This is a genomic window from Streptomyces sp. B21-105 (genome assembly GCF_036898465.1).
In the GTDB taxonomy this organism is placed as follows: Bacteria; Actinomycetota; Actinomycetes; order Streptomycetales; family Streptomycetaceae; genus Streptomyces.
This window is the reverse complement of sequence record NZ_JARUMJ010000001.1, coordinates 4,736,077-4,756,917: the sequence shown is the minus strand read 5'-3', so window position 1 is coordinate 4,756,917 and position 20,841 is coordinate 4,736,077. Positions and strand designations below refer to the sequence as shown.

The following is a 20,841-nucleotide window of genomic DNA, read 5'->3' as shown; positions in this document are numbered from 1 at the left end:
ACGGCAGCCTCCGTCCGCACATGTGTGCCGGGCGGGACCGACGGAGAGGGCTGGTAGGTAGCTATGGAAGAGCCGCGTCGCCTCGGCGGCCGGTACGAGCTGGGCCACGTGCTCGGCCGTGGTGGCATGGCCGAGGTCTACCTCGCGCATGACACCCGCCTCGGCCGTACCGTGGCGGTGAAGACGCTGCGCGCGGACCTCGCGCGTGACCCTTCCTTCCAGGCCCGGTTCCGCCGGGAGGCCCAGTCTGCCGCCTCGCTCAACCACCCCGCGATCGTGGCGGTGTACGACACGGGCGAGGACTACATCGGCGAGGTGTCCATCCCGTACATCGTCATGGAGTACGTCGACGGGTCCACGCTCCGCGAGCTGCTCCACTCCGGCCGCAAGCTGCTGCCGGAGCGGACGCTGGAGATGACCATCGGCATCCTCCAGGCGCTGGAGTACTCGCACAGAGCCGGCATCGTCCACCGCGACATCAAGCCGGCGAACGTCATGCTGACGCGCAACGGCCAGGTCAAGGTCATGGACTTCGGCATCGCCCGTGCCATGGGCGACTCCGGCATGACGATGACGCAGACGTCGGCGGTCATCGGCACGGCGCAGTACCTCTCGCCGGAGCAGGCCAAGGGCGAGCAGGTCGACGCCCGCTCCGACCTGTACTCCACCGGCTGTCTGCTCTACGAGTTGCTGACGGTGCGGCCGCCGTTCGTCGGGGACTCCCCGGTCGCGGTGGCCTACCAGCATGTCCGGGAGGAGCCGCAGCCGCCGAGCGTCTTCGACCCCGAGATCACCCCCGAGATGGACGCGATCGTCCTGCGGGCACTGGTCAAGGACCCGAACTACCGCTACCAGTCCGCCGACGAGATGCGCCTGGACATCGAGGCCTGCCTCGACGGCCAGCCGGTCGCCGCCACAGCCGCGATGGGCTCGGTCGGCTACGGCGGGTACGGCGACGGCCACGCCACGACGGCGATGCGCCCGGAGGACGCCGGCGCCACGTCGATGCTGCCGCCCATGAACCCGGACGACGGCGGCTACGGCTACGACGACCGGCCCGACCGGCGCCGCCAGAAGAAGTCGAACACCTCGACGATCCTGCTGGTCGTCGCCGCGGTGCTGGTGCTGGTGGGCGCGGTCCTGATCGGCAAGTGGGTGGTCAGCAGCGACGGCGCCGCGGACAAGCCGTTCGCCGTCCCGAACTTCGTCGGCCAGACCCTGGACCGCGCCAAGACGATGGCCGGCAACGTGGAGCTGACGGTGCAGAGCACCGAAGCCGAATGCGAGAACCAGCCCAAGGGCAACATCTGCACACAGGACCCGGCGTTCGGCAAGGACGTCAACAAGGGCGACACCGTCAAACTCGTCGTCTCCACGGGCGCGCCGAAGGTGGTCGTCCCGTCGGTCCTCGGCAGCAGCCTGGACGAGGCGAAGACGCTCCTGGGGGGCGACCAGTACCAGTTCGAGGTCGAGACGAAGGAAGAGGTGTCCACCGAGGAGGAGGGCACCGTCCTGAAGCAGAATCCGAAGCTCGGCGCGCAGGTGGAGAAGGGCGCCACCATCACCCTCACCATCGCCAAGGCTGAGGAGAAGTCCACCGTCCCCGACGTCTTCAACAGTAGCTGTGACGAAGCCAAGGCCCGGATGGAGCAGAACGGCCTCAAGGGCGAGTGCGTCGAGGTCGACACCCAGGACCAGAACCAGGTCGGCAAGGTCATCCAGACCGTGCCGTCGATCGGCTCGCAGGCCGACAAGGGCTCCAAGGTGCAGATCCAGATCGGCAAGAGCACCCAGACGCAGGTCCCGGGCAACCTCCAGGGCATGTCCCTGAAGGACGCCAAGAAGGCGCTGCGGGACGCGGGCCTGAACGTCGGCAACGTCGCCGGTTCCCAGGACGACGACGCCCAGGTCATCAGCTCCGACCCGGCCCCCGGCAGCACGGTCAACAGGGGGCAGACGGTCAACCTGATCGCCATCAAGAACGGCGACAACAACGGCGGCAACAACGGCGGCGGCTTCTTCGGCGGCGGCGGCGGCTAGCCGGACGGAGAAACACAGCACGCGGGCCCCGCCGGTCGAGTTCCGGCGGGGCCCGCGCTCTGTCCTCCGACCGTCGAACGCTCGAACGCACGCTCATCAAACGATCGTGTCTTCACTTATGCCGACTCATTTACCGAGCATGATCAACGAAACGGTGCTGCTGGAATCCAAGTCCCTGCGCGCGAGCGTGCGGGACCGGACCGAGGTCCTGGACCGGGTGAAGGCCCTGTCCCTGCTGCCGGACGGGGTGCATGTGACGACGGCGATGGCGGCCGCCTATTTCGAGGTGGGCATCACGGCGATCCGCGCGCTCGTCCTCGATCACCGAGCCGAACTCGAAGCAAGCGGATACCGCGTCTTGTCAGGTGCAGAACTGCGTTGCTTCAAGCAACTCAGTGGGATCCAGTCGCGCACAGCCACCCTCGCCCTCTTCCCCCGCCGGGCCGTCCTCAACGTCGCGATGCTGCTCAGGGACAGCGAAGTCGCACGTCAGGTGCGTGTGTACCTGCTGGACATGGAGGCCCAGGTCCGCGCACACCCTGTGGAAAACTCCGTCAGGAGGAGCGGCACCTCGCTGGACAGCCTCATCGACGACCGCATCGACGAGCGCATCGCCCACATTCTCGGCAAGACCGTCGTCCCCCTGTTCAACGCCCTGATCGAGGCGTCGGGCGAACACCGCAGAGAGCTGATCGCCCTGCGCGCCGACCTGCAGAGCGTGGAGAACCGGCTGCGTCAGCACCGGGCCCGGCTGCGGAGGCTGGAGATCCGCAGCCCTCGGGGAGCCTCGGTCAGGTGAGTTCCCTCGGCGGGGTGCGGTTGGCGTCGACCTTCTCGACCCGCACCAGTTCCCCCCAGACCACGTACCGGTAGCGGGACGTGTACACCGGCGTGCAGGTCGTCAGGGTGATGTAGTGACCCGCCTTGGTCTTCCCGGACTCCTTCGGGACCTGGGCGAGGACCTGCACGTTGTACTTCGAGGTCTCGTCGAGGACGTCGTACACCTTGTAGACGTACCACTTGTCCTTCGTCTCGAAGACGATCGGGTCGCCCTTGTCCAGCTTGTCGATGTTGTGGAACTTCGCCCCGTGGCCGTCGCGGTGGGCGGCGAGGGTGAAGTTGCCCTTCTTGCCCGTCATCGGCAGCGTCGCCTGGCTCGGGTCCGTGTAGTAGCCGGCGACACCTTCGTTGAGGATCTTCGACGAGGTGCCCTTCATCACCAGCACCTCCCCGTTCCTCATCGCGGGGACGTGCAGGAAGCCGATGCCGTCCTTGGTGTCGAGGGCCCCCGGGCCGGTGTCCTTCTCCTGCTCCCAGGTGTCGCGCACCTTATCGCCCTGCCGGTTTGCGTGCCGGTCGGCGACGACATTGGTCCACCACAGGGAGTAGACGACGAACAGGCCGAGCACCAGGCCGACCGTGATGAGGAGCTCCCCGAAGACACTGACGGCCAGGGCGACGCGGCCGCCCCTGCGCCGCGGCGCCGGCCCGGACGCGTCCACACGCGTGTGTTCATCGTGCTCGGTGTCGCCGGTGGTCGCTGCCACGTTCATCTGCCCCTACTCGCTGCACACCTACAGAACCGCACGCTTCCAGAGCCGCACGCCTACAGGACCGCACGCCTATTCGACGAGCGCATCCGGCTTGCCCTTGCTGCGCGGCCGTTCCTCGACCATCTTGCCCCAGACGATCAAGCGGTACTTGCTGGTGAACTCCGGCGTGCAGGTGGTGAGGGTGATGTACCGGCCCGGCCCGGTGAGTCCGGAACCCGGCGGCACCGGATCCAGCACGCTCGTGTTGCTCGGCGCGGTCACCGGCAGCGTCGACGTCATCTTGTAGACGAAGTACTCGTTCTGCGTCTCCACGACGATGGCGTCGCCCGCCTGCAGCCTGTTGATGTACCGGAACGGCTCGCCGTGGGTGTTGCGGTGGCCCGCGAGCCCGAAGTTCCCGGTCTTCGCCTCGGGCATCGCCGTCGCCAGCGGATCCTCGCCGTAGTGGCCGACCATGCCCTTGTCGAGGACCTTCTTGTTGCTGACGCCCTCGGCGATCGGCACCACCACGTCCAGCTTGGGGATGTGCAGGATGGCGAAGCCCTGCCCCGGCGAGAACGTGCCGGGGGCGCGCTTGCCGCTGGCCCAGTCGTCCTGGAGGCTGCTCGCCTCCCGGTCCGCCTGCGCATGGGCCCGCACGTTCGTCCACCACAGCTGGTAGGTCACGAACAGCAGCATCAGCACACCCGTGGTGATGAACACCTCGCCGACCGCCCGGCTGACGACCACGGCCGGGCTCGGCTTGCGCGCCCGCTCCCGGCGTCGCGCCTCGACGCGCGACAGCGGCCGCTCGTCCTGCGCGGGCGCGTCGGACCCGTTGTACGACTCGGACACCTCAGCCGTACCGCCACGACGCCCACGACGGCCCTTTGCGGCCTTCCTGCGGGCCGCACGGCCGCCCGCCGGGGTTCCGGGGGCCGCAGCGTCGACGGAAGCCCCAGAGGCCGGTACGGGTCCACGGCCGAACGCGGCCGACGGTGGTATCCGCAGCGCCACCGTCTCCTCGTCGGCGGGCTGCGGCCGGTACCCCTGCTCCGCGTCGGCGGGCTGCCGGTACGCCTGCTCCTCGTAGAGATCGGCGCCGTACGGATCACCGCCGAAGGACTCGTACGACGCGGCGGCGCCGTACGAATCCTCGCGCTCGGGCCGCAGCGCGGTCACGCCGTGGCCCTGCCCACCACCGGGGCGAGCCCCGCCGACCTCGCCACCGCGCCCTCGTCGCCGCACTCCACCAACCAGTTGGCCAGCATCCGGTGCCCGTGCTCGGTCAGCACCGACTCCGGGTGGAACTGCACGCCCTCGACGGGCAGTTCCCGGTGGCGCAGGCCCATGATGATGCCGTCGTGGGTCCGGGCGGTGACCTCGAGCTCGGCAGGGACCGTCCCCGACTCGGCGGCCAGCGAGTGGTAGCGGGTCGCGGTGAAAGGCGACGGCAGACCGGCGAAGACACCCCTGCCCTTGTGCTCCACCGGCGAGGTCTTGCCGTGCAGCAGCTCCGGCGCGCGGTCCACGACCCCGCCGTACGCCACCTGCATCGACTGCATGCCCAGGCAGACGCCGAAGACGGGAACCCCGGTGTCCGCACAGTGGCGGACCATCTCCACGCAGACGCCCGCCTCCTCGGGCGTACCCGGCCCGGGGGACAGCAGAACGCCGTCGAAACCGTCCTGCGCGTGGGCCGTGGAGACCTCGTCGTTGCGCAGGACCTCGCACTCGGCGCCCAGCTGGTACAGGTACTGGACCAGGTTGAAGACGAAGCTGTCGTAGTTGTCGACGACGAGAATGCGCGCGCTCACTGGTTGTCCACCGTCACATCGTTGAAGGGAAGCAGCGGTTCGGCCCACGGAAAGACGTACTGGAAGAGCGCGTACACCACGGCCACCACCAGCACGATCGAGATCAGCGCCTTCAGCCACGCGTTTCCCGGCAGATGCCGCCAGATCCAGCCGTACATGCCGTCCCTTCCGTCGCACCACGGCACCTGACTCACGCCGTACACCACCAGACTAACGGCGCAGAGCCTTGGGTTCGCCTGCCTCCACGGGCTGGGTGGAGTCCAGGTGCGCCCAGACGATCAGCCGGTGACTGTGGCCCCATTCGGGTTCGCACGTGGTCAACGTCAGGTACCGGCCCGGACGCGTGTACCCCGACTTACGTGGCACAGCGTCGATCACCTCGACGTCCGAGGGCACTGTTTTGTAGGGCCCTTTGTCGATCCGATACGTGAACCAGGTCGTCCCGTCGGTCAGCACCACGGCGTCACCCCGTCTGAGCTCGGGAAAGTCCTTGAACGGGTCACCGTAGGTCCGGCGGTGGCCGGCGACGGAGAAGTTCCCGGTCTGCCCCAGCCGGGCCGTCCCGGCGTAATGGCCCAGCCCCTTCTTGAGCGTGCCGGCCAACGTCCCCTCGAGCACCGGCTTGTTCCACGTGAAACCAAGGCGCGGGATGTACATCACCGCGAAGGGCCGGCCGCTGCGGTAGTCGGGCTGTCGCGCGGCATCGGTAGGGCTCGCGCTCGGGGCGGAGCCGGCGCCCGAGGCGGGGCCAGCGCTCGGGGCGGGGTCCGCGCTCTGCCGCCCCCACTGCTCGTGCAGGACGTCGATCTGGTCCTCCATGGCCCGCTCGGCCCGCACTCCGGTCCAGAACAGCACATAGACGACGAATAGGACGATGACGGCGCCCACGGTGACACACAGCTCGCTGAACGTCCTGACGATCACCCGCACCGACACAGGCGCCCCCCGGCGGCCGCTGCTCCGCTACTTCACAGGCTTGGCGTAGTGCAGATCCACTGTGCCCGAGTAGCCCGGCAGAGTCACCGTCCCGTTCTCGGTGACTTTCCAGCCGAGGCCGTAGACGTTCACGTAGACCATGTAGTTCTGAATCGCCGGGGAGTCCGCGAGCGCCTGCTGCATCTTCTCCGGGTCCCCCACCGCCTGGATCGTGTACGGCGGGGAGTAGACGCGGCCCTGGAGGATCAGGGTGTTGCCGACGCAGCGGACGGCGCTGGTGGAGATCAGCCGCTGGTCCATGACCTTGATGCCCTGGGCGCCTCCCTGCCAGAGCGCGTTCACCACGGCCTGGAGGTCCTGCTGGTGGATTACCAGGTAGTCAGGCTGCGGCTCCGGGTAGCCGGGGAGCTTGGCGGTGGCGTTCGGCGGGGCGTCGTTGAGCGTGACGGTGACCGCACGCCCCTTGAGTTTCTGGGTGCCGGCGCTCTTCTCCAGGCCGGCGAGCTTCTCGTCCTGGGCCTGGGTGCTGCCGTCGTCCGCCTCCGCCAGCGATTCCACGTCGTTACGCAGGGCGCCGTTCGTCTCGTCCAGCTCGCCGTTCTTCTGGCTGCGCTCCTGGATGAGGTCGGACAACTTCAGCAGGGAGGCGTCCGTGCGGATGTTGGTGCCCTTGGCGGTGTTGAAGCTGGTGAAGAAGAGGAGACCGGCGAGGGCGAAGACGCCCACGGTGAGCAGCCGCACCGGCCGGAAGCCGCCGAAGCCGCCCCTGCGGCCGGGACCGGGAGCGGGCGGAGGGACCGCGTCCGGGGCCGCCGAGGACATCGATGGAGAAACGTGTCCGGGATCGGGCGCGGAACCCGTTGATCCCGTCCGTGGGGAGTCGGCAGAATTGCTCAACGTACCCTTATCTCCTTCAGCGCCGTAGAAGCACTACGCTAACGGACGCCCGGGGGAGCCCAGCAGCCCCCTGAATACGCAGCCCCCGAGCCCGACCCAGCACCTGCGCGGCCACGCAGCGCATCGACAGGAGAGACCCTCGTGCCGAAGTCACGTATCCGCAAGAAGTCCGACTACACGCCGCCCCCGGCGAAGCAGGCGACCGCAATCAAGCTGAACAGTCGCGCCTGGGTCGCACCCGTGATGCTGGCCATGTTCCTCATCGGGCTCGCCTGGATCGTGGTCTTCTACGTCACCGACGGCAGGCTGCCCATCGACCAGCTGAACAACTGGAACATCGTGGTCGGCTTCGGGTTCATCGCGGCCGGGTTCGGCGTCTCCACCCAGTGGAAGTGACGGGGGTCCTTCAAGGCCCTCACACCCCTGACGTCACACAGGCGGCACCCGCCGCACACGCCCCGACCAGCTCTGCCCATGGATCTCCACAGAGTTATCCACAGGGGTATCCACACTTGGGGAAAGAAACGAAGATCTGTGGATAACCCCTCGGAGGTTGACGCCGGTGTGACGTAACTACCGGCCGTCATCTTCACTCGAAATCCTGTTCGCCCCCTGCCTGGCCTGCGGAAACGTGAGTCGACGGCAGGGGGCACAGCTGTTCCCGCACTTTGTGCACAAGATTCGCCACACACTGTGGACAACAGTGCGCTCAGGTGAGCTGGGCGGTTCTCAGGAGCGTGACGATGAGGACCACGCCCAGCATCAACGCGCAGGTCCCGAACTGGACGAGGGAGCGGCGCTCACGCGGCGCATACACCATGGCGGCGCCGATGACGAGGCCGGCGACCAGGCCGCCGACGTGCGCCTGCCAGGAGATACCGCTCCAGCCGAACGTGATGACCAGGTTGATCACCAGCAGGGCGATCACCGGACGCATGTCGTACCGCTGACGCCGCACCAGCACCGCGAGCGCGCCGAAGAGCCCGTAGACAGCGCCGGACGCGCCGAGCGAGGCCTGGTTGGGCGCGGCCAGCAGATAGGCCAGCGCGCTGCCGGCGAGCCCGGACACCAGGTACAGGGCGAGGTAGCGGGCCCGGCCCAGGGCCGCTTCGAGAGGGCCGCCGATCCACCAGAGGCTGAGCATGTTGGACAGGATGTGGATGTAGCTGCCGTGCAGGAACATCGCGGTCAGCATCCGGTACCACTGGCCTTCGGCCACGCCCTGGAGCTCGCCGAATCCGACGGTCGGCGTGAAGGCGCGGCCGAGGAGGTCGAACCGCTCGGTGAAGCTGTCGCCGACCGCCAGCTGGACCACGAACATCGCCAGGTTGAGACCGATGAGGATCTTCGTGACCAGGTGCGGGTCGTCGGCCACCGCGCCGCCCGCGATCGTGCGGGGCTGCGAGGCGCTCGGGGCGTGACCGGTGCCGGAGCCCTCGCGGACGCAGGTCGGGCACTGGAAGCCGACCGAGGCGCTGACCATGCACTCCGGGCAGATCGGACGCTCGCAGCGGGTGCAGCGCACGCCGGTCTCCCGGCCGGGGTGCCGGTAGCAGACGGGCAGGCCGCTGTGTGCGTCGTCCTGCCGGCTGCCGGACGCCTGGTCCATATGGGCTCCCAGTGGGTGGTCTGAAGTCGTCGGAGCAGGTGAAGGAACCGCCCTGCTCATCCTTACGGACCAGCAGGACGTTTGGTTCCCGAAGGCCCGCCGCGTATCCGGCCGGACTCAGGTCGTGCGGCGCTCCACGACGACCGACTCGATGACGATGTCCTTCAGCGGACGCTTCGTGCGTGAGTTGGTCTGGACCTTCGCGATGGCGTCGACGACCTTCTGGCCGGCCGCGTCGACGACCTCGCCGAAGATGGTGTGCTTGCGGGTCAGCCAGGCCGTCGGGGCGACGGTGATGAAGAACTGCGAGCCGTTGGTGTTCGGGCCGGAGTTGGCCATGGCCAGCAGGTAGGGCCTGTCGAATCGCAGTTCCGGGTGGAACTCGTCCGCGAACTGGTAGCCGGGGTCACCGGTGCCGTTGCCCAGCGGATCGCCGCCCTGGATCATGAATCCGCTGATCACCCGGTGGAAGACGGTGCCGTCGTAGAGCCTGGCCGAGGACTTCACGCCCGTCTCGGGGTTGACCCACTCGCGCTCGCCGGTGGCGAGTTCCACGAAGTTCCTGACCGTCTTGGGGGCGTGGTCCGGGAAGAGCCGGATCTCGACGTCGCCGGCACTGGTCTTCAGGGTGGCGTACAGGTGCTCGGCCACGATCTTGATCTGCCTTCCGTCGTCTTCCTGTGACCCCGATCCTCGCACGGCACGGGACGGCTGAAGCCGAACCGTCGCTTCCGGATGCCCCCGGGTCCGCCCTGCGCCTTCCGGGCCCCCGGACGGGTCCGTAAGGGGTCCGTAGGGGTTCCGTAGGGGTTCCGTAGGGGGTTTCTACGGTCCGCAGCCGACGCTTCCGGTTCCGGCGCTTCCGGTTACGGAAAACGCGCCGGAGCCCTCCGGGACGGGAGCGAACGGAGCCGATCCGTGGCATCGTCGGTTTTGTCGCCCTGTCGGACCTCTGTTGCCGTTGTGCCGAATGTGCCGAATGCGCCCTGAATCCGTCCGCTATCGCACGTGATCAGCACCCGTATGCCCGCCCACACATGCCGCGACCGCACTCGGCAGGCATGATCCGTAAAAGGGTGGAAAGTCGAAATACCGTACGCCACCGAGGAGGAGGAACCCGTGACCCGCATCGACAGCGTGCGCGCCGCGACCGGCTCGGCGAAGGGAAGCGTGCTGCACGCCGCGGAAGTGGTGGCGCCCTACGCCGACACGGCCAAGGAACGGGCCGCGCTCTACGCGCACGAGGCCCGTGTACGGCTCGCGCCCAAAGTGTCGCTGGCCGCCGAACAGGCCCGCGTCCAGTACGGCGCCCACGTCGCACCGCGCCTGGAACAGGCTCTGACGCATGTCCCGCCGAAGGTCGACCTGGCCGCGCACGAAGCCGCCGTCCGCACCCGTCTGGCCGCCCGGCAGGCGGCCGACTACTCCCGGCCGAGGATCGAACAGGCGGTTGCCGCGGCCGGCCCCGTGAAGGAAGAAGCCGCCTCTCGTGGCGCTGCCGCGCTGGCCGCCCTGCGCGGTCAGGTGACGCCGAAGGAGATCGAGAAGCTGGTGCGCAAGCACCGGCGGCATGCCAGGGCGGGCAAGCTCGCCAAGGCGCTGGCCGTGCTGGGCGTCGCCGTCGGCGGCACGTACGCGGCCTGGAAGTGGTGGGACAAGCAGGCCAACCCGGACTGGCTGGTCGAGCCGCCGGCGGCCACGGAGGTGCCCTCCTCGGGCACCACCCTGACCTCGGTGGACGGCAGCGCCGATCCGGCCGTTCTGGACCCCGAGGTCCAGGCCAAGCAGGCCGAGGAGGAGGCCGCGAAGCGCGACGACCGCGACTGAGCGGGCCGCCTGCCGGAAGCCGACCGGAGGGCCGCCGAGCAGGTCGCCCGACCGACCGCCCACCGGCTTCTCACCACGCCCCAGCACGCCAAAAAGACCCCTCCCATCTGCGTCACCGCAGGTAGGAGGGGTCTTTGTGGTGGAGCCTAGGGGAGTCGAACCCCTGACATCTGCCATGCAAAGACAGCGCTCTACCAACTGAGCTAAGGCCCCGGAAGGTGACGTCCGGCCGATTCGAGCTCGTCCCGGCGGGCGCCGCAGACCAGAGTACCGGGTCACCGGGGGTATCTCGCAAAAAGATTGGGGGTCCCCGCGGATGACCACTCTCCGTAAGATGCTCGGACGTGGTTCGCTACAGCGAACCGCGGTTTCTGGGGAAGCGATGGGGAGACGCAATGGACGCCGCACAGCAGGAAGCGACCGCGAGAGCGCGGGAACTGCAGCGGAACTGGTACGGGGAGCCGCTGGGGGCGCTCTTCCGTAAGCTCATCGACGATCTTGGCCTCAACCAGGCTCGTCTCGCGGGGGTGCTGGGACTGTCGGCGCCGATGCTGTCGCAGCTGATGAGCGGTCAGCGGGCGAAGATCGGCAATCCGGCCGTGGTGCAACGGGTGCAGCTCCTGCAGGAGTTGGCCGCACAGGTCGCGGACGGCAGCGTCAGCGCCGCCGAGGCGACCGAGCGCATGGACGAGATCAAACGGTCGCAGGGGGGATCGGTGCTCAGCAACGCCACACAGACGACGACCAGTTCGGGGGCGCCCACGGTCAGGCGGGTGGTCCGCGAGATCCAGTCGCTGCTGCGCTCGGTGGCCGCCGCCGGCGACATCATCGACGCCGCGGACACGCTCGCCCCGACCCACCCCGAACTGGCGGAGTTCCTCCGGGTGTACGGCGCCGGCCGCACCTCCGACGCCGTGACGCACTACCAGTCCCACCAGAGCTGAGCGGCGGGCCCCGGTAGCCGAAGGGGGTTCGGCAGCCGGACGGTCGGCAGCTCGCGGGGGCGGCAGCCGGCATCGCAGGTCAGCACCGGGCAGCACCGGGCAGCACCGGGCACGGCACCACGTGACGGGGGACACGGGTGCACGGGGGGCGCCTGGAACACCACGGGGGACGCGGGGACACCACGGGGAACGCGAGGGAACCGGCGGAACCGGCGGAACCGGCGGAACCGGGAATTCGGGGGGATGCACGGGGCGCGCGGCGCTCGTGAAGTCCACGGGGGACTCAGGGGTCGTATCGCCCGTCACGGGGGTAGCAAGGGGGAGAACCCTTAGGGGCGAGGGGGAGGAGCGACGCACTGCCATGGGTGAGGTCTTCGCCGCACGGTACGAACTGGCCGACCCGATCGGTCGCGGAGGGGTCGGCGCGGTCTGGCGTGCCTGGGACCATCGCCGCCGCCGCTATGTCGCCGCCAAGGTGCTCCAGCAGAGCGACGCGCACGCGCTGCTGCGCTTCGTGCGCGAGCAGGCGTTGCGGATCGACCATCCTCATGTGCTCGCGCCCGCCAGCTGGGCGGCCGACGACGACAAGGTCCTCTTCACCATGGACCTGGTGGCCGGCGGTTCGCTGGCCCACATCGTCGGCGACTACGGGCCCCTGCCGCCGGTGTTCGTGTGCACGCTGCTCGACCAGCTGCTCTCCGGGCTCGCCGCGGTCCACGCGGAAGGCGTCGTGCACCGCGACATCAAGCCCGCCAACATCCTGCTGGAGGCCACCGGGACGGCACGGCCGCGCCTCAGGCTCTCCGACTTCGGCATCGCGATGCGGCTGGGCGAGCCCCGGCTGACCGACACCGACCTCGTGGTGGGGACGCCGGGCTACCTCGCGCCCGAGCAGATGCTGGGCGCCGACCCCGACTTCCCTGCCGACCTGTTCGCGGTCGGACTGGTCGCGCTGTACCTGCTCGAAGGGGCCAAGCCGGACACCAAGGCCCTGGTCGAGTACTTCGCGGACCACGGAACGCCGGGCGCGCCCAAGAACGTCCCCGAGCCTCTGTGGCAGGTCGTGGCCACACTCCTGCAGCCGGATCCGCAGGCGCGCTTCCGCACCGCCACGGGGGCGCGCAAGGCCCTCGCGGCGGCCGCCGAACTCCTTCCGGAGCCGGGGCCGGACGACGAGATGATCGAGATCTTCGACCAACTCGGGCCGCTGCCCAAGGGGTACGGTCCCGACGGCCCCGTGCCCCGGTCCGACGGCTCGACCACCCGTCCCGAGAACCCCGCGCCCGGGCCCGCCGGGCCACGGGATCCCGCTCGCCCGAGCGTCGCCTCCCTGCCCTCCCGGCCGCCTTCCGCGCCCGCGCAGGCGCCACCCCGGCCCGCCGCTCCTCCGTCCTCCCCCTCGCACGCTCCGGGTCCCGCGTCCGCCCTGTTTCCCGAGCGCACCCCGACTCCCTCGCACGCCCCTTCGCACGCGCCCCCGCACGCCCCCTCGATGTCGGACACCGGCAGCTTCCCTCTGCCGCCGCCGCAGCCGACGTCCGGCTCGTTCCCCGCCGCGCAGGCGTCCGCTCCGGCGTCCCCGGGGCACCCCATGCCCCGTCCTCCCGGCCACACGCCACCGCCCGGCTCCCCCGCGCCCACGTACCACCAGGCGCCCGCCTACGAGCCGATCAACGAGCCCGCGTACGAGGCCTCGTACGAGCCCACGTTCGCCCCGCCCACCCGTGAGCCTCGGGCCGACACCTCATCGACCGCCTCGTACACCGCCCGGGACCCCCGGACGCCGCAGCACGCGCAACACCCGCACCCCCCGCAGCACGCACCTGTGGCGGCGGCTGCCTCGCCGCGGACAACCGGCCGCCGCGGGCATCGCGCCGCCCGCCGGGGACGCCCCGGGCCGCCGGTGAAGGTCGCGGTGCCCCTGCTGCTGCTCGCGCTGGCCTGTTACGCGGTGGGGTTCTGGGCGTTGGCCCGTATCTGAGCCGCGGCCCGGCGCCGCGCGGTCAGGGTCCAGGCCCCGAGCACCGTGAGCAGCAGGCTGCCGGCGCCGATGCCGCCCACCGCCACCGCCTTCATCGCGGGGTCACCGCCCGCCGTCGCGCTGCGCGACGCGTCGACGGTGTGTGCTGTCCCGGCCGCCTCGGGCTCGGGATCCGGGGTGCCGACGTCGAAGATCCCGCGGGGCGCCGACCGCGCCGCGTACCCCGGCCCGTCCTGTGTCCGGCCGCCGACCCGGACCCGCAGGGTCAGCCCGTAGGGGCCGTCCCCGAACCGGTCGCCCACCTGCGCCGCGAGGTGCACCACGAGGTAGTACTCGCCGGCGAACCGCAGGGCCTTGGTGGAGGTGGTGGAGGCGTAGCGGTTGGCGTAGCCGACCGGCGGGAGCGGGGGCAGCGCCGTCGACTTCTGGGTGCCGCCGTACCCCACTGCGGTGTCCTGGATCTCGGCTCGCACCGGGTTGTAGAGCGTCATGTCCAGGGCGTCGACCACATAGCCGGAATCCTTGTCGGCGCTCCCCAGGTCGACCGCGGCGGACACCTGACGGCCCCAGTCCACGGGCACCTTGTAGAAGAGGGTCCGGCCGGGACGATCTCGTCCCTCCAGACGCCCTGCCGTACGGCGGTGGCCCCGGTGAATCCGGCTCCGCCCCGGACGGCCGTCGGCTCGGCCACGGGGGGCGTGGGCGTCGCCGAGTCCCACGCCTCGGGCACGCGCGTGGCGGCCGCCTCCCGCAGGGCGGGCTCGGTGACGGGAGCGAGCTCCAGATCCCAGGCCCCGGCGGCGGGAGCCGTCTCCTCGCCACCGGCACCCGAGCCGGTGCCACGGCCGTCCCGAGTGCCGTCCCCGCTACCGGCCCCGTTGCCGCCCCCGTTGCCGCCGCCCGTCTGGACGCCGGTGCGCGCCACGACCACGTAGTACGTCCCGGCCTTCTGGCACAGGCTCCTGCCGGGGAGCACTTCGCGCGCGCCCCACGCGGTGATCGGCTGCGGGCTCTTGGACGCCCCGACGGTCGCCGAGTCGCGGGAGCAGGAGGCGCCGTCGGCGTTCTGTACGGAGATGCTGACGCCGTCGCCGACGGAGAGGGCGGCGTCCGCCGGGGGTACGGCCGTGACGGCGACGTACGCGTTCGACGTGCCGTCGAGTTCGAGGCGGTAGTAGGCCTTCTCCTGGCTCTCGAGGGAACTGCGGTAGGTCGCGCCGGGATCCAGCCTCACGGCGCCGGTGGTGCCCGTCGCCGCGGGTGCGGGGCGGACGTCGTCCGCGAAGGCGTAGGGCGGGGCGTCCGGTGCCTTCCGCGCGCCAGGCGCGCCCGGCGCGGTCGTCGCCGCCCGCGCGGCCGTCGCCGCCGGCCCGGGCAGCGCGGCCGGGGCCGCGCACAGCACCGCGCCCACGACGGCGGTCCGCACGGCGGTCCGCCACCGGGCCGCCCCGGCACTCCCACGTCGCGCACGCCGGGTCATCAACGCCGTCCCCTCGCCTTGGACCGAATGTGAGCCATCCTGCCCGGCACGCGTGCGTGGCACCCGTGCATTCCGTACGGGCGTCCGGAAAGCCCGCCTTCGGCTGCCCGTTAACCGTGGTCCGGGGGTTACGCAACACAAGACCCCGACCGCGAGCTGCGGCCGGGGTCTGCTCAGTCTTCGGAATCGGTACTCAGGAACCCGTGGGCACGGAGTCGGTCGCCTCCGTCCACAGATCCTGCTCGGCGCGGTCCGCCTGGATCTGGCGGTACACGAGGAGCCCGCCGATGGCGGCCAGTGCGACCAGGAGAAGCTTCTTCACCGCGCTACCTCGTCTTTCCTTGGCGTAGGGGATCTCTGCCGCCCGACTATACACACCGACCGATACCGATCGGTGACCTGCATCCGCCTCTCAACTCCCGCCATCGGCAGCGCAGTAGAAGCGGATCGCAGCACTCCGATCGGAGGGTGATCACATCTCCACCGAGGGCGACTTTCATCCCTTTTAGAACCTGTCAGCTCATGTTCCTGCCGATTTCGCCGCTCTTGCACCCATCCGAGTGGTGTTCATCGGAACAACGCCACGCCACGGGCGTCGGTCCACCACTTCACGGCCTCTATACACATCATGAGGAAAGTACGCAAATCGCCCAACCTGAATGTGAGGGGCCATGACCGACAACCGCGTCATGAAGCTGTGGACCGCCATCGTCACCGCCTTCCTCGCGCTGTGCACGGCGCTCGGACTCATCACGACGACCGCCGCGACGGCCACGGCCCTGACCGGGCCGGCGCGCAGCGCGGAGAGCGTCGGCACCGCACAGCAGCCGGCCTGGCCGACGGCGTCGTCGTCGTCGACCTGGCTCTGGTCCCAGGCCCGCTCCCTGCCCCCCACGATGAAGCAGCGCATCCACGCCGAGGCGCACGGCAAGTCCCCCAGCTGCCGCCACCACGGTCTGCCGGACACGGAACCGGCCGAGCACACGACGTCCTGCACCCCCGAGGATCCCGCCGAGCCGGCCGTCCCCCAGCAGAACTGAGCCCCCGCCTCTCCCCGACGTGACGGCGAACTTGCGTACAGCCCGCACGAGCAGGCCCGGCAGCTCCCCAGGAGCCACCGGGCCTTCGCCGTGCCCCGGCGCCGCCCGGACCAGGTGGCCCAGACTGCTCCCATTCGTACCGTGGCCGACACACACGCCGTCGGGCACAATCGCAGGCATGTCGCCAGCCGAGCCCCAGTCACCGTCCGTCGCGCGACCCCCCTCCACCGACCGGATCTTCCGGTCGCCGGCCGGCATCGCCACGGGAGCGGTGTCGCTCGCCGTCGTGCTGGGCCTCGGCGTCATCGCGGTCGTCAGCACCGGGGGCGCCACGCTGTGGAAGTCGCTGGCGGGGATGCTGCTCGTGGTTCCCCTGCTGTTCGCCCTCACCCTGCGTCCGGCGGTCTTCGCCGACGACGACCGGTTGCGCGTCCGCAACCCGTTCCGCACCGTCACCCTGCCCTGGGAGGCCGTCTCCGGGTTGCGGGCCGGCCACTCCAACGAAGTCTTCGACCAGCTCGGCACCAAGTACCAGTTGTGGGCCATCCCGGTCTCCGTCCGGGGCGTCAGACAGGCCGGATACGAGCAGATGAGGATGGTCGAGTCCTCGCTGGTTCCGGGCGGGCAGCCGCTGAACCGCCGCGGCCTGTTCGACGCGGGCCGGCCGGACCGGCCGACCGCGGAGACGAAACGCCTGCGGCCGAGTTCCGGCAGTGCCATCGACAGCCTGCGCGCGCTCCAGGAGGCAGGCGCCGCGACCCAGGAGGGCCAGGGCAGGCCCGAAGTGCGCTGGGCGTACGAGATCATCGTCCCGGCGTCGGTCGGCCTGGTGCTGCTGTTGACACTGCTCTTCGTGACCTGACGGCCCGCGAGGACATCCCCGGCCGACGTCCCCCTCAGCACGCTCAAAAAAGACCCCCGGACCATCGGTCCGGGGGTCTTCTGGCTGGTGGGGCTAACAGGATTTGAACCTGTGGCCTCATCCTTATCAGGTCGATCACGCCGGATGCGCGTACTGGGTCAATCGACCTTCGGCCTGGGTCGCTGGTCCACTCAGGTTCAGCGTCGACCGCCGTTGTTCGCCCCTGTTGGTGTCAACCACTGGTGTCAGACATCAGCGCCGTACTTGACGACTCTCCTCTGCAGCAGTACATGGACGACTCTGCAGGTGCGCGCGGACAAGCAGCAACACGACGATAACGGTGACCAACTGAGTCGCCGAATCGAGGGCTGCGGCAAGGGGCTGGGCTCCAATCACGCAGCTGACTACTGCTCCGAGCCATACCCATTGGGCGTTGTCAGTGGCTCGTGGAACAGTGGTACTAGCGCCAAAGCTTCCGTGTAGAAGCTGGGCGTTGTGGGTCGGACGGGGCGTGTTCATGTTCCTCCTGGCTCTCTCGGGGCGCACCTGCCTCTCGCCAAAGTGCTCGGGTGCGCCCCGCATCTCGTCTGGGCCTGACCTTTCTACGGCACGCCACTGACATATGAGAGGCCCAATTCCGCTTACAGACACGGGTGTCACTCCCGCGCGTCGTTTCACGTGGAACCTGCTCAACATCAACTGCGCTGCCTAGTCGGGCAGTTCCGCCGGTTGGCTTGCCGATAGTGGCACGCCCGTTGTCACCAGCCAATCTGGATATCCACAGGCCCTGGGTACAACCTCGGTGCCCCTGTGGAGACTTGACCCACAGCTGTGTGGAACCTGCGGGACAGGCCTGTGAGTAGTTGGCCGTGCCACACGAGAAAGACCCATTGACCAGCAGGTTTCCTCGTCCCCAGCTGTGTACAAGAAAAACTTCCCCAGTCGGACCAAGATTGCATCTATCGGTGCACGGAAGCACGCGCCATGAGTCGCGAAGTAAGAGGCACTAGTCGATTGCATCTCTTACTTCGGATGAGGTACTTACGAAGGCTCGCTACCCAGAGGCTGCCCGGGGGGCCGGACATCCGTCGGCCCGAAGCGCCTTAGCTGGTCGAGCCTCTGCAGCACCTGCTCGAACGGTGCCCTGTCCGCCGCCAGCTTCCGCATCATCTGATCCACCGGCGAACGCTGCTCCGCGAGCCTCTGCAGCACCTGCTCGAACGGTGCCCTGTCCGCCGCCAGCTTCCGCATCATCTGATCCACCGGCGAACGCTGCTCCGCGAGCCTCTGCAGCACCTGCTCGAACGGTGCCCTGTCCGCCGCCAGCTTCCGCATCATCTGATCCACCGGCGAACGCTGCTCCGCGAGCCTCTGCAGCACCTGCTCGAACGGTGCCCTGTCCGCCGCCAGCTTCCGCATCATCTGATCCACCGGCGAACGCTGCTCCGCGAGCCTCTGCAGCACCTGCTCGAACGGTGCCCTGTCCGCCGCCAGCTTCCGCATCATCTGATCCACCGGCGAACGCTGCTCCGCGAGCCTCTGCAGCACCTGCTCGAACGGTGCCCTGTCCGCCGCCAGCTTCCGCATCATCTGATCCACCGGCGAACGCTGCTCCGCGAGCCTCTGCAGCACCTGCTCGAACGGTGCCCTGTCCGCCGCCAGCTTCCGGAGCAGGTTTGCATCGGGAAGCGAATTCCCGCACTCGGTCTGGTGGGGCTCACAGTGCTGGGTGCCGCTCAGGCGGGCGAGAGCGGCACTGTAATGGATGCCCTCGTGCCGAGCGATCTGACGAGCCTTCTGCTTAAGAGAGTTCTTGCCCCTCTTGGTCACAGCCTTCTCCGACCTTGACGAGACCCACACTCTCATCGGTCCATGGCTGTCGCCGGGGTCGATGAATAAACGTGGGCCCCAAGGGCCTTGACCGTCTGTCACTTGCGGTGTGGGCACAAGAACACTGCGGCTCGGCGTACACGGCTTGCCGTCCCAGCAGTGTACCCAAAAGCCCTGTTCCACCAGAGCAACATTCGGTGTCAACCTGTACCCACCACCGCCCCCAGCTTCCATCCCGTCCGCCGTCGACCCACACACCGTGGAGCGGGCGTGGTTCATGGCGTCCAGGTGGAGCGCGCCACTGTACGAACGACCTGGACGCCATGGGCCGCGTCTGCTCGGCTCTGCCTGGGTCGGCGGTGGACGGGATGGGAGCTCCCCGCGCACGCCACTACGGGCCCGCGGTCGGGAACGGCGCCCCCTCCATCCCGGTGCCGGCCGATCCCCCGCCGGAGGCATCGTCTTGACCGTAGGCCGCGCAATGGGGTGATCGACTCATGGCTTCCGGCCCTATCCACATGTGGGCGCGCGTCGGCGGCGGCAGCGCCGAGCGGGCCGAAGGCAGGAGCGCGGGCGCAGCCAGAGCCGGGAAGCGCGCCCGGCGGAGCGGAGCGCAGCCGGGGCTTGATGAGGTAGGGAAACCTGTAACAGGTGATCGTCCTGGGTCATCGGAACCGGTGATCGTCACGGCTCAGCCTTCCAGGAGCTGTCCATTGGGTCAGGCCGTGGAGCGGCGGGTGCGGAGCCAGCGAACCCCCTTCAGGGCGTAAACGGGGGTCATGATCGCGAAGCCAGCGAGGGCGAGCCGGTACCAGAATCCCGTCACAACGGAACCCAGCAGCAGGCCGCTGAATGACAGTAGGGAACCGACGATTTCCAGCAGGTCAAGGCGCGCCTTGGAACGCGTCGCGGATTCGGATCCGCGCAGTCGGCCGATGGCAGGAGCAAGGGCGAGAGCCTGCGTGAGGGCCGCCAGGCCGAGAGCGATCCGAAGTAACCACTCGATTATGTTCACGGCGCGCAATGTATCGCTCTCCCCGGCGTCAGCGGACGAAGATCCGATACGAACGCCCTGGACAGGCTCGGCTGCCTCGTGGTGTAGAACCCTGGTCATGGGGAGTGAGCGGCAGAACCGGATGAAGGCGCTCGGAGCGCACCTGAAAAGGCTTCGCGGTGAGGCTGGTCTGACCGGGGCCGTGCTGGCTCAGAGGGCTGGGGTGGGCCAGCCCACCGTGTCCAAGGTGGAGAACGGACGAATGGTCCCCAGCCTCGACGTGTTGGGCCGCTTGACTCGCGCCCTCGGCCTCGACGAGTCGACCACTCGGGAGGTGCGTGACCTCCTGGTCGCCGTGGAAACCGCTCCGGGCGGTGTGGAGTGTGCAGGCGGTGAGGCACCTACCGGGTCGCCGCTCGATGAAGCGGTGCGGTCTGCTCAGCTGGTCCGCTCCTTCCAATGCGTCGTCCTGCCGGCCATGCTCCAGAGTGCGGAGTACGCCCGACACGTCTTCGACAGCGCGCCGGACTCCACTCCTGAAGGCGTCGGCCGTGCGGTTGCTGCCCGTGTGGAGCGGCAGAGTCTCTTGTACGAGCCTGGACGGGAGTCGGTGTTCGTACTGACCGAGGGCGTGTTGAGGACCTGGCCGGGGAGCCCTGGGCTGATGCTCGCCCAGTTCGATCGACTGTTGGCTGTCGAGAGTCTGCGCACGGTACGTCTTGGGGTCATCCCGTGGCGTCGGTCGGTGCCGGTCATGCCGCGTCACGGGTTCACCTTGTGCGACCGTCGGGCGGTCGTCGTCGAGAGCCTCCGGGGTGAGCGCGCCTTGGACGACTCGGCCGAGATCGCGGCGTACGAGGAGACCTTCGCCTGCTTCGAGGAGGCCGCGATCTTCGGGGCTGAGGTTCGGGAGCTGCTGCTTCGCGTGATGCGGGAGTTTCAGGAGCTGGACCCCTCCACCACCCGATAGAGGAATAATTCCTCAAGATGCCTGGGCTGCGGTCGCGTCTGGGAATACCCTGCTCGCAGCATCGTCTAGACCCCTAGACAGA

Annotated in this window: 22 protein-coding genes and 1 tRNA gene; 9 read left to right on the top strand and 14 right to left on the bottom strand. The window is 69.1% G+C overall.

All coding sequences use genetic code 11. The features are described from left to right. Positions 1 to 63 precede the first annotated feature (63 nt). Together pknB and QA802_RS21440 are read left to right on the top strand one after the other, a co-directional pair. Positions 64 to 2,040: a Stk1 family PASTA domain-containing Ser/Thr kinase gene (gene pknB / locus QA802_RS21445; protein WP_334525159.1), complete on the top strand. Its 1,977-nt coding sequence runs from the start codon at positions 64 to 66 to the stop codon at positions 2,038 to 2,040. Between the two features lie 139 nt (positions 2,041 to 2,179). Beyond that, positions 2,180 to 2,839 carry a restriction endonuclease gene (locus QA802_RS21440; protein WP_334525155.1) on the top strand — a complete coding sequence of 220 codons (660 nt, stop codon included), beginning with the start codon at positions 2,180 to 2,182 and terminating at the stop codon, positions 2,837 to 2,839. Here QA802_RS21440 and QA802_RS21435 read toward each other — a convergent pair. The 6 genes from QA802_RS21435 to QA802_RS21410 all read right to left on the bottom strand — a co-directional run bounded on the left by QA802_RS21435 (position 2,832) and on the right by QA802_RS21410 (position 7,222). Next, positions 2,832 to 3,587 (bottom strand): class E sortase, encoded by a 756-nt coding sequence (locus QA802_RS21435; RefSeq protein WP_443042286.1) that lies wholly within the window; start codon positions 3,585 to 3,587, stop codon positions 2,832 to 2,834. The genes QA802_RS21440 and QA802_RS21435 overlap by 8 nt on opposite strands. Before the next feature lie 75 nt (positions 3,588 to 3,662). Further along, complete coding sequence (locus QA802_RS21430; RefSeq protein ID WP_334525149.1) at positions 3,663 to 4,754, bottom strand: class E sortase; 1,092 nt, start codon at positions 4,752 to 4,754, stop codon at positions 3,663 to 3,665. Continuing rightward, entirely contained in the window at positions 4,751 to 5,389 is a 639-nt protein-coding gene (locus QA802_RS21425; protein ID WP_334525146.1) for an aminodeoxychorismate/anthranilate synthase component II, read from the bottom strand. Before QA802_RS21425 ends, QA802_RS21430 begins: the two co-directional genes overlap by 4 nt. Then, entirely contained in the window at positions 5,386 to 5,583 is a 198-nt protein-coding gene (locus QA802_RS21420; RefSeq protein WP_319165820.1) for a hypothetical protein, read from the bottom strand. The genes QA802_RS21425 and QA802_RS21420 overlap by 4 nt, the downstream gene beginning before the upstream one ends. Positions 5,584 to 5,599: 16 nt before the next feature. Continuing rightward, on the bottom strand, positions 5,600 to 6,319 hold the full coding sequence (locus tag QA802_RS21415) for a class E sortase (protein WP_334525142.1): 720 nt from the start codon (positions 6,317 to 6,319) through the stop codon (positions 5,600 to 5,602). Between the two features lie 33 nt (positions 6,320 to 6,352). Beyond that, positions 6,353 to 7,222 carry a DUF881 domain-containing protein gene (locus QA802_RS21410; protein WP_334525139.1) on the bottom strand — a complete coding sequence of 290 codons (870 nt, stop codon included), beginning with the start codon at positions 7,220 to 7,222 and terminating at the stop codon, positions 6,353 to 6,355. A gap of 141 nt (positions 7,223 to 7,363) precedes the next feature. Between QA802_RS21410 and crgA the strand changes: the two genes are divergently transcribed. Beyond that, entirely contained in the window at positions 7,364 to 7,618 is a 255-nt protein-coding gene (gene crgA / locus QA802_RS21405; RefSeq protein WP_334525136.1) for a cell division protein CrgA, read from the top strand. A 313-nt stretch (positions 7,619 to 7,931) separates the two neighbouring features. On the opposite strand, the gene QA802_RS21400 is transcribed toward crgA, so the two are convergent. Together QA802_RS21400 and QA802_RS21395 are read right to left on the bottom strand one after the other, a co-directional pair. Further along, entirely contained in the window at positions 7,932 to 8,831 is a 900-nt protein-coding gene (locus tag QA802_RS21400) for a rhomboid family intramembrane serine protease (RefSeq protein ID WP_334525133.1), read from the bottom strand. 117 nt (positions 8,832 to 8,948) lie between these two features. Next, a complete protein-coding gene (locus QA802_RS21395; protein WP_334525130.1) occupies positions 8,949 to 9,482 on the bottom strand; it encodes a peptidylprolyl isomerase in 534 nt (177 codons plus the stop codon). Between the two features lie 468 nt (positions 9,483 to 9,950). Here QA802_RS21395 and QA802_RS21390 point away from each other — a divergent pair, with 468 nt between their 5' ends. Continuing rightward, a complete protein-coding gene (locus QA802_RS21390) occupies positions 9,951 to 10,658 on the top strand; it encodes a DUF5324 family protein (protein ID WP_334525127.1) in 708 nt (235 codons plus the stop codon). Positions 10,659 to 10,795: 137 nt separating this feature from the next. Here the strand turns inward: QA802_RS21390 and QA802_RS21385 are convergent. After that, positions 10,796 to 10,871 (bottom strand) — tRNA-Ala (locus QA802_RS21385). Positions 10,872 to 11,053: 182 nt separating this feature from the next. Between QA802_RS21385 and QA802_RS21380 the strand changes: the two genes are divergently transcribed. Both QA802_RS21380 and QA802_RS21375 read left to right on the top strand, forming a co-directional pair. Next, entirely contained in the window at positions 11,054 to 11,602 is a 549-nt protein-coding gene (locus tag QA802_RS21380; protein WP_334525124.1) for a helix-turn-helix domain-containing protein, read from the top strand. 361 nt (positions 11,603 to 11,963) lie between these two features. Next, entirely contained in the window at positions 11,964 to 13,583 is a 1,620-nt protein-coding gene (locus QA802_RS21375) for a protein kinase domain-containing protein (RefSeq protein WP_334525121.1), read from the top strand. Here QA802_RS21375 and QA802_RS21370 read toward each other — a convergent pair. The 3 genes from QA802_RS21370 to QA802_RS21360 form a co-directional block, all read right to left on the bottom strand. Further along, a complete protein-coding gene (locus QA802_RS21370) occupies positions 13,547 to 14,092 on the bottom strand; it encodes a hypothetical protein (RefSeq protein WP_334525118.1) in 546 nt (181 codons plus the stop codon). The genes QA802_RS21375 and QA802_RS21370 overlap by 37 nt on opposite strands. Next, positions 14,071 to 15,009, bottom strand: a complete 939-nt coding sequence (locus QA802_RS21365; protein ID WP_334525115.1) for a hypothetical protein — start codon at positions 15,007 to 15,009, stop codon at positions 14,071 to 14,073. Before QA802_RS21365 ends, QA802_RS21370 begins: the two co-directional genes overlap by 22 nt. Before the next feature lie 247 nt (positions 15,010 to 15,256). Beyond that, positions 15,257 to 15,385 carry a DLW-39 family protein gene (locus tag QA802_RS21360; protein WP_003999697.1) on the bottom strand — a complete coding sequence of 43 codons (129 nt, stop codon included), beginning with the start codon at positions 15,383 to 15,385 and terminating at the stop codon, positions 15,257 to 15,259. Between the two features lie 349 nt (positions 15,386 to 15,734). Between QA802_RS21360 and QA802_RS21355 the strand changes: the two genes are divergently transcribed. Together QA802_RS21355 and QA802_RS21350 are read left to right on the top strand one after the other, a co-directional pair. Beyond that, the gene (locus tag QA802_RS21355; RefSeq protein WP_334525112.1) at positions 15,735 to 16,103 is read left to right on the top strand and encodes a DUF6344 domain-containing protein; all 369 of its coding nucleotides are present in this window, start codon (positions 15,735 to 15,737) and stop codon (positions 16,101 to 16,103) included. A gap of 178 nt (positions 16,104 to 16,281) precedes the next feature. Further along, positions 16,282 to 16,965 (top strand): PH domain-containing protein, encoded by a 684-nt coding sequence (locus QA802_RS21350; protein WP_334525109.1) that lies wholly within the window; start codon positions 16,282 to 16,284, stop codon positions 16,963 to 16,965. A gap of 1,041 nt (positions 16,966 to 18,006) precedes the next feature. On the opposite strand, the gene QA802_RS21345 is transcribed toward QA802_RS21350, so the two are convergent. Both QA802_RS21345 and QA802_RS21340 read right to left on the bottom strand, forming a co-directional pair. Continuing rightward, the gene (locus QA802_RS21345; protein WP_334525106.1) at positions 18,007 to 18,795 is read right to left on the bottom strand and encodes a hypothetical protein; all 789 of its coding nucleotides are present in this window, start codon (positions 18,793 to 18,795) and stop codon (positions 18,007 to 18,009) included. 718 nt (positions 18,796 to 19,513) lie between these two features. Then, the gene (locus QA802_RS21340; RefSeq protein ID WP_334525104.1) at positions 19,514 to 19,810 is read right to left on the bottom strand and encodes a hypothetical protein; all 297 of its coding nucleotides are present in this window, start codon (positions 19,808 to 19,810) and stop codon (positions 19,514 to 19,516) included. Positions 19,811 to 19,907: 97 nt separating this feature from the next. Between QA802_RS21340 and QA802_RS21335 the strand changes: the two genes are divergently transcribed. Continuing rightward, a complete protein-coding gene (locus QA802_RS21335; protein WP_334525102.1) occupies positions 19,908 to 20,759 on the top strand; it encodes a helix-turn-helix domain-containing protein in 852 nt (283 codons plus the stop codon). Positions 20,760 to 20,841: the final 82 nt, after the last annotated feature.

Bases quoted from the DNA above. Each gene is read 5' to 3' on its own strand.
- QA802_RS21375 (WP_334525121.1), top strand. From the start codon at position 11,964: ATGGGTGAGGTCTTCGCCGCACGGTACGAACTGGCCGACCCGATCGGT.
- QA802_RS21355 (WP_334525112.1), top strand. From the start codon at position 15,735: ATGACCGACAACCGCGTCATGAAGCTGTGGACCGCCATCGTCACCGCC.
- QA802_RS21380 (WP_334525124.1), top strand. From the start codon at position 11,054: ATGGACGCCGCACAGCAGGAAGCGACCGCGAGAGCGCGGGAACTGCAG.
- QA802_RS21335 (WP_334525102.1), top strand. From the start codon at position 19,908: ATGGGGAGTGAGCGGCAGAACCGGATGAAGGCGCTCGGAGCGCACCTG.
- pknB (WP_334525159.1), top strand. From the start codon at position 64: ATGGAAGAGCCGCGTCGCCTCGGCGGCCGGTACGAGCTGGGCCACGTG.
- QA802_RS21350 (WP_334525109.1), top strand. From the start codon at position 16,282: ATGTCGCCAGCCGAGCCCCAGTCACCGTCCGTCGCGCGACCCCCCTCC.
- QA802_RS21400 (WP_334525133.1), bottom strand. From the start codon at position 8,831: ATGGACCAGGCGTCCGGCAGCCGGCAGGACGACGCACACAGCGGCCTG.
- QA802_RS21440 (WP_334525155.1), top strand. From the start codon at position 2,180: ATGATCAACGAAACGGTGCTGCTGGAATCCAAGTCCCTGCGCGCGAGC.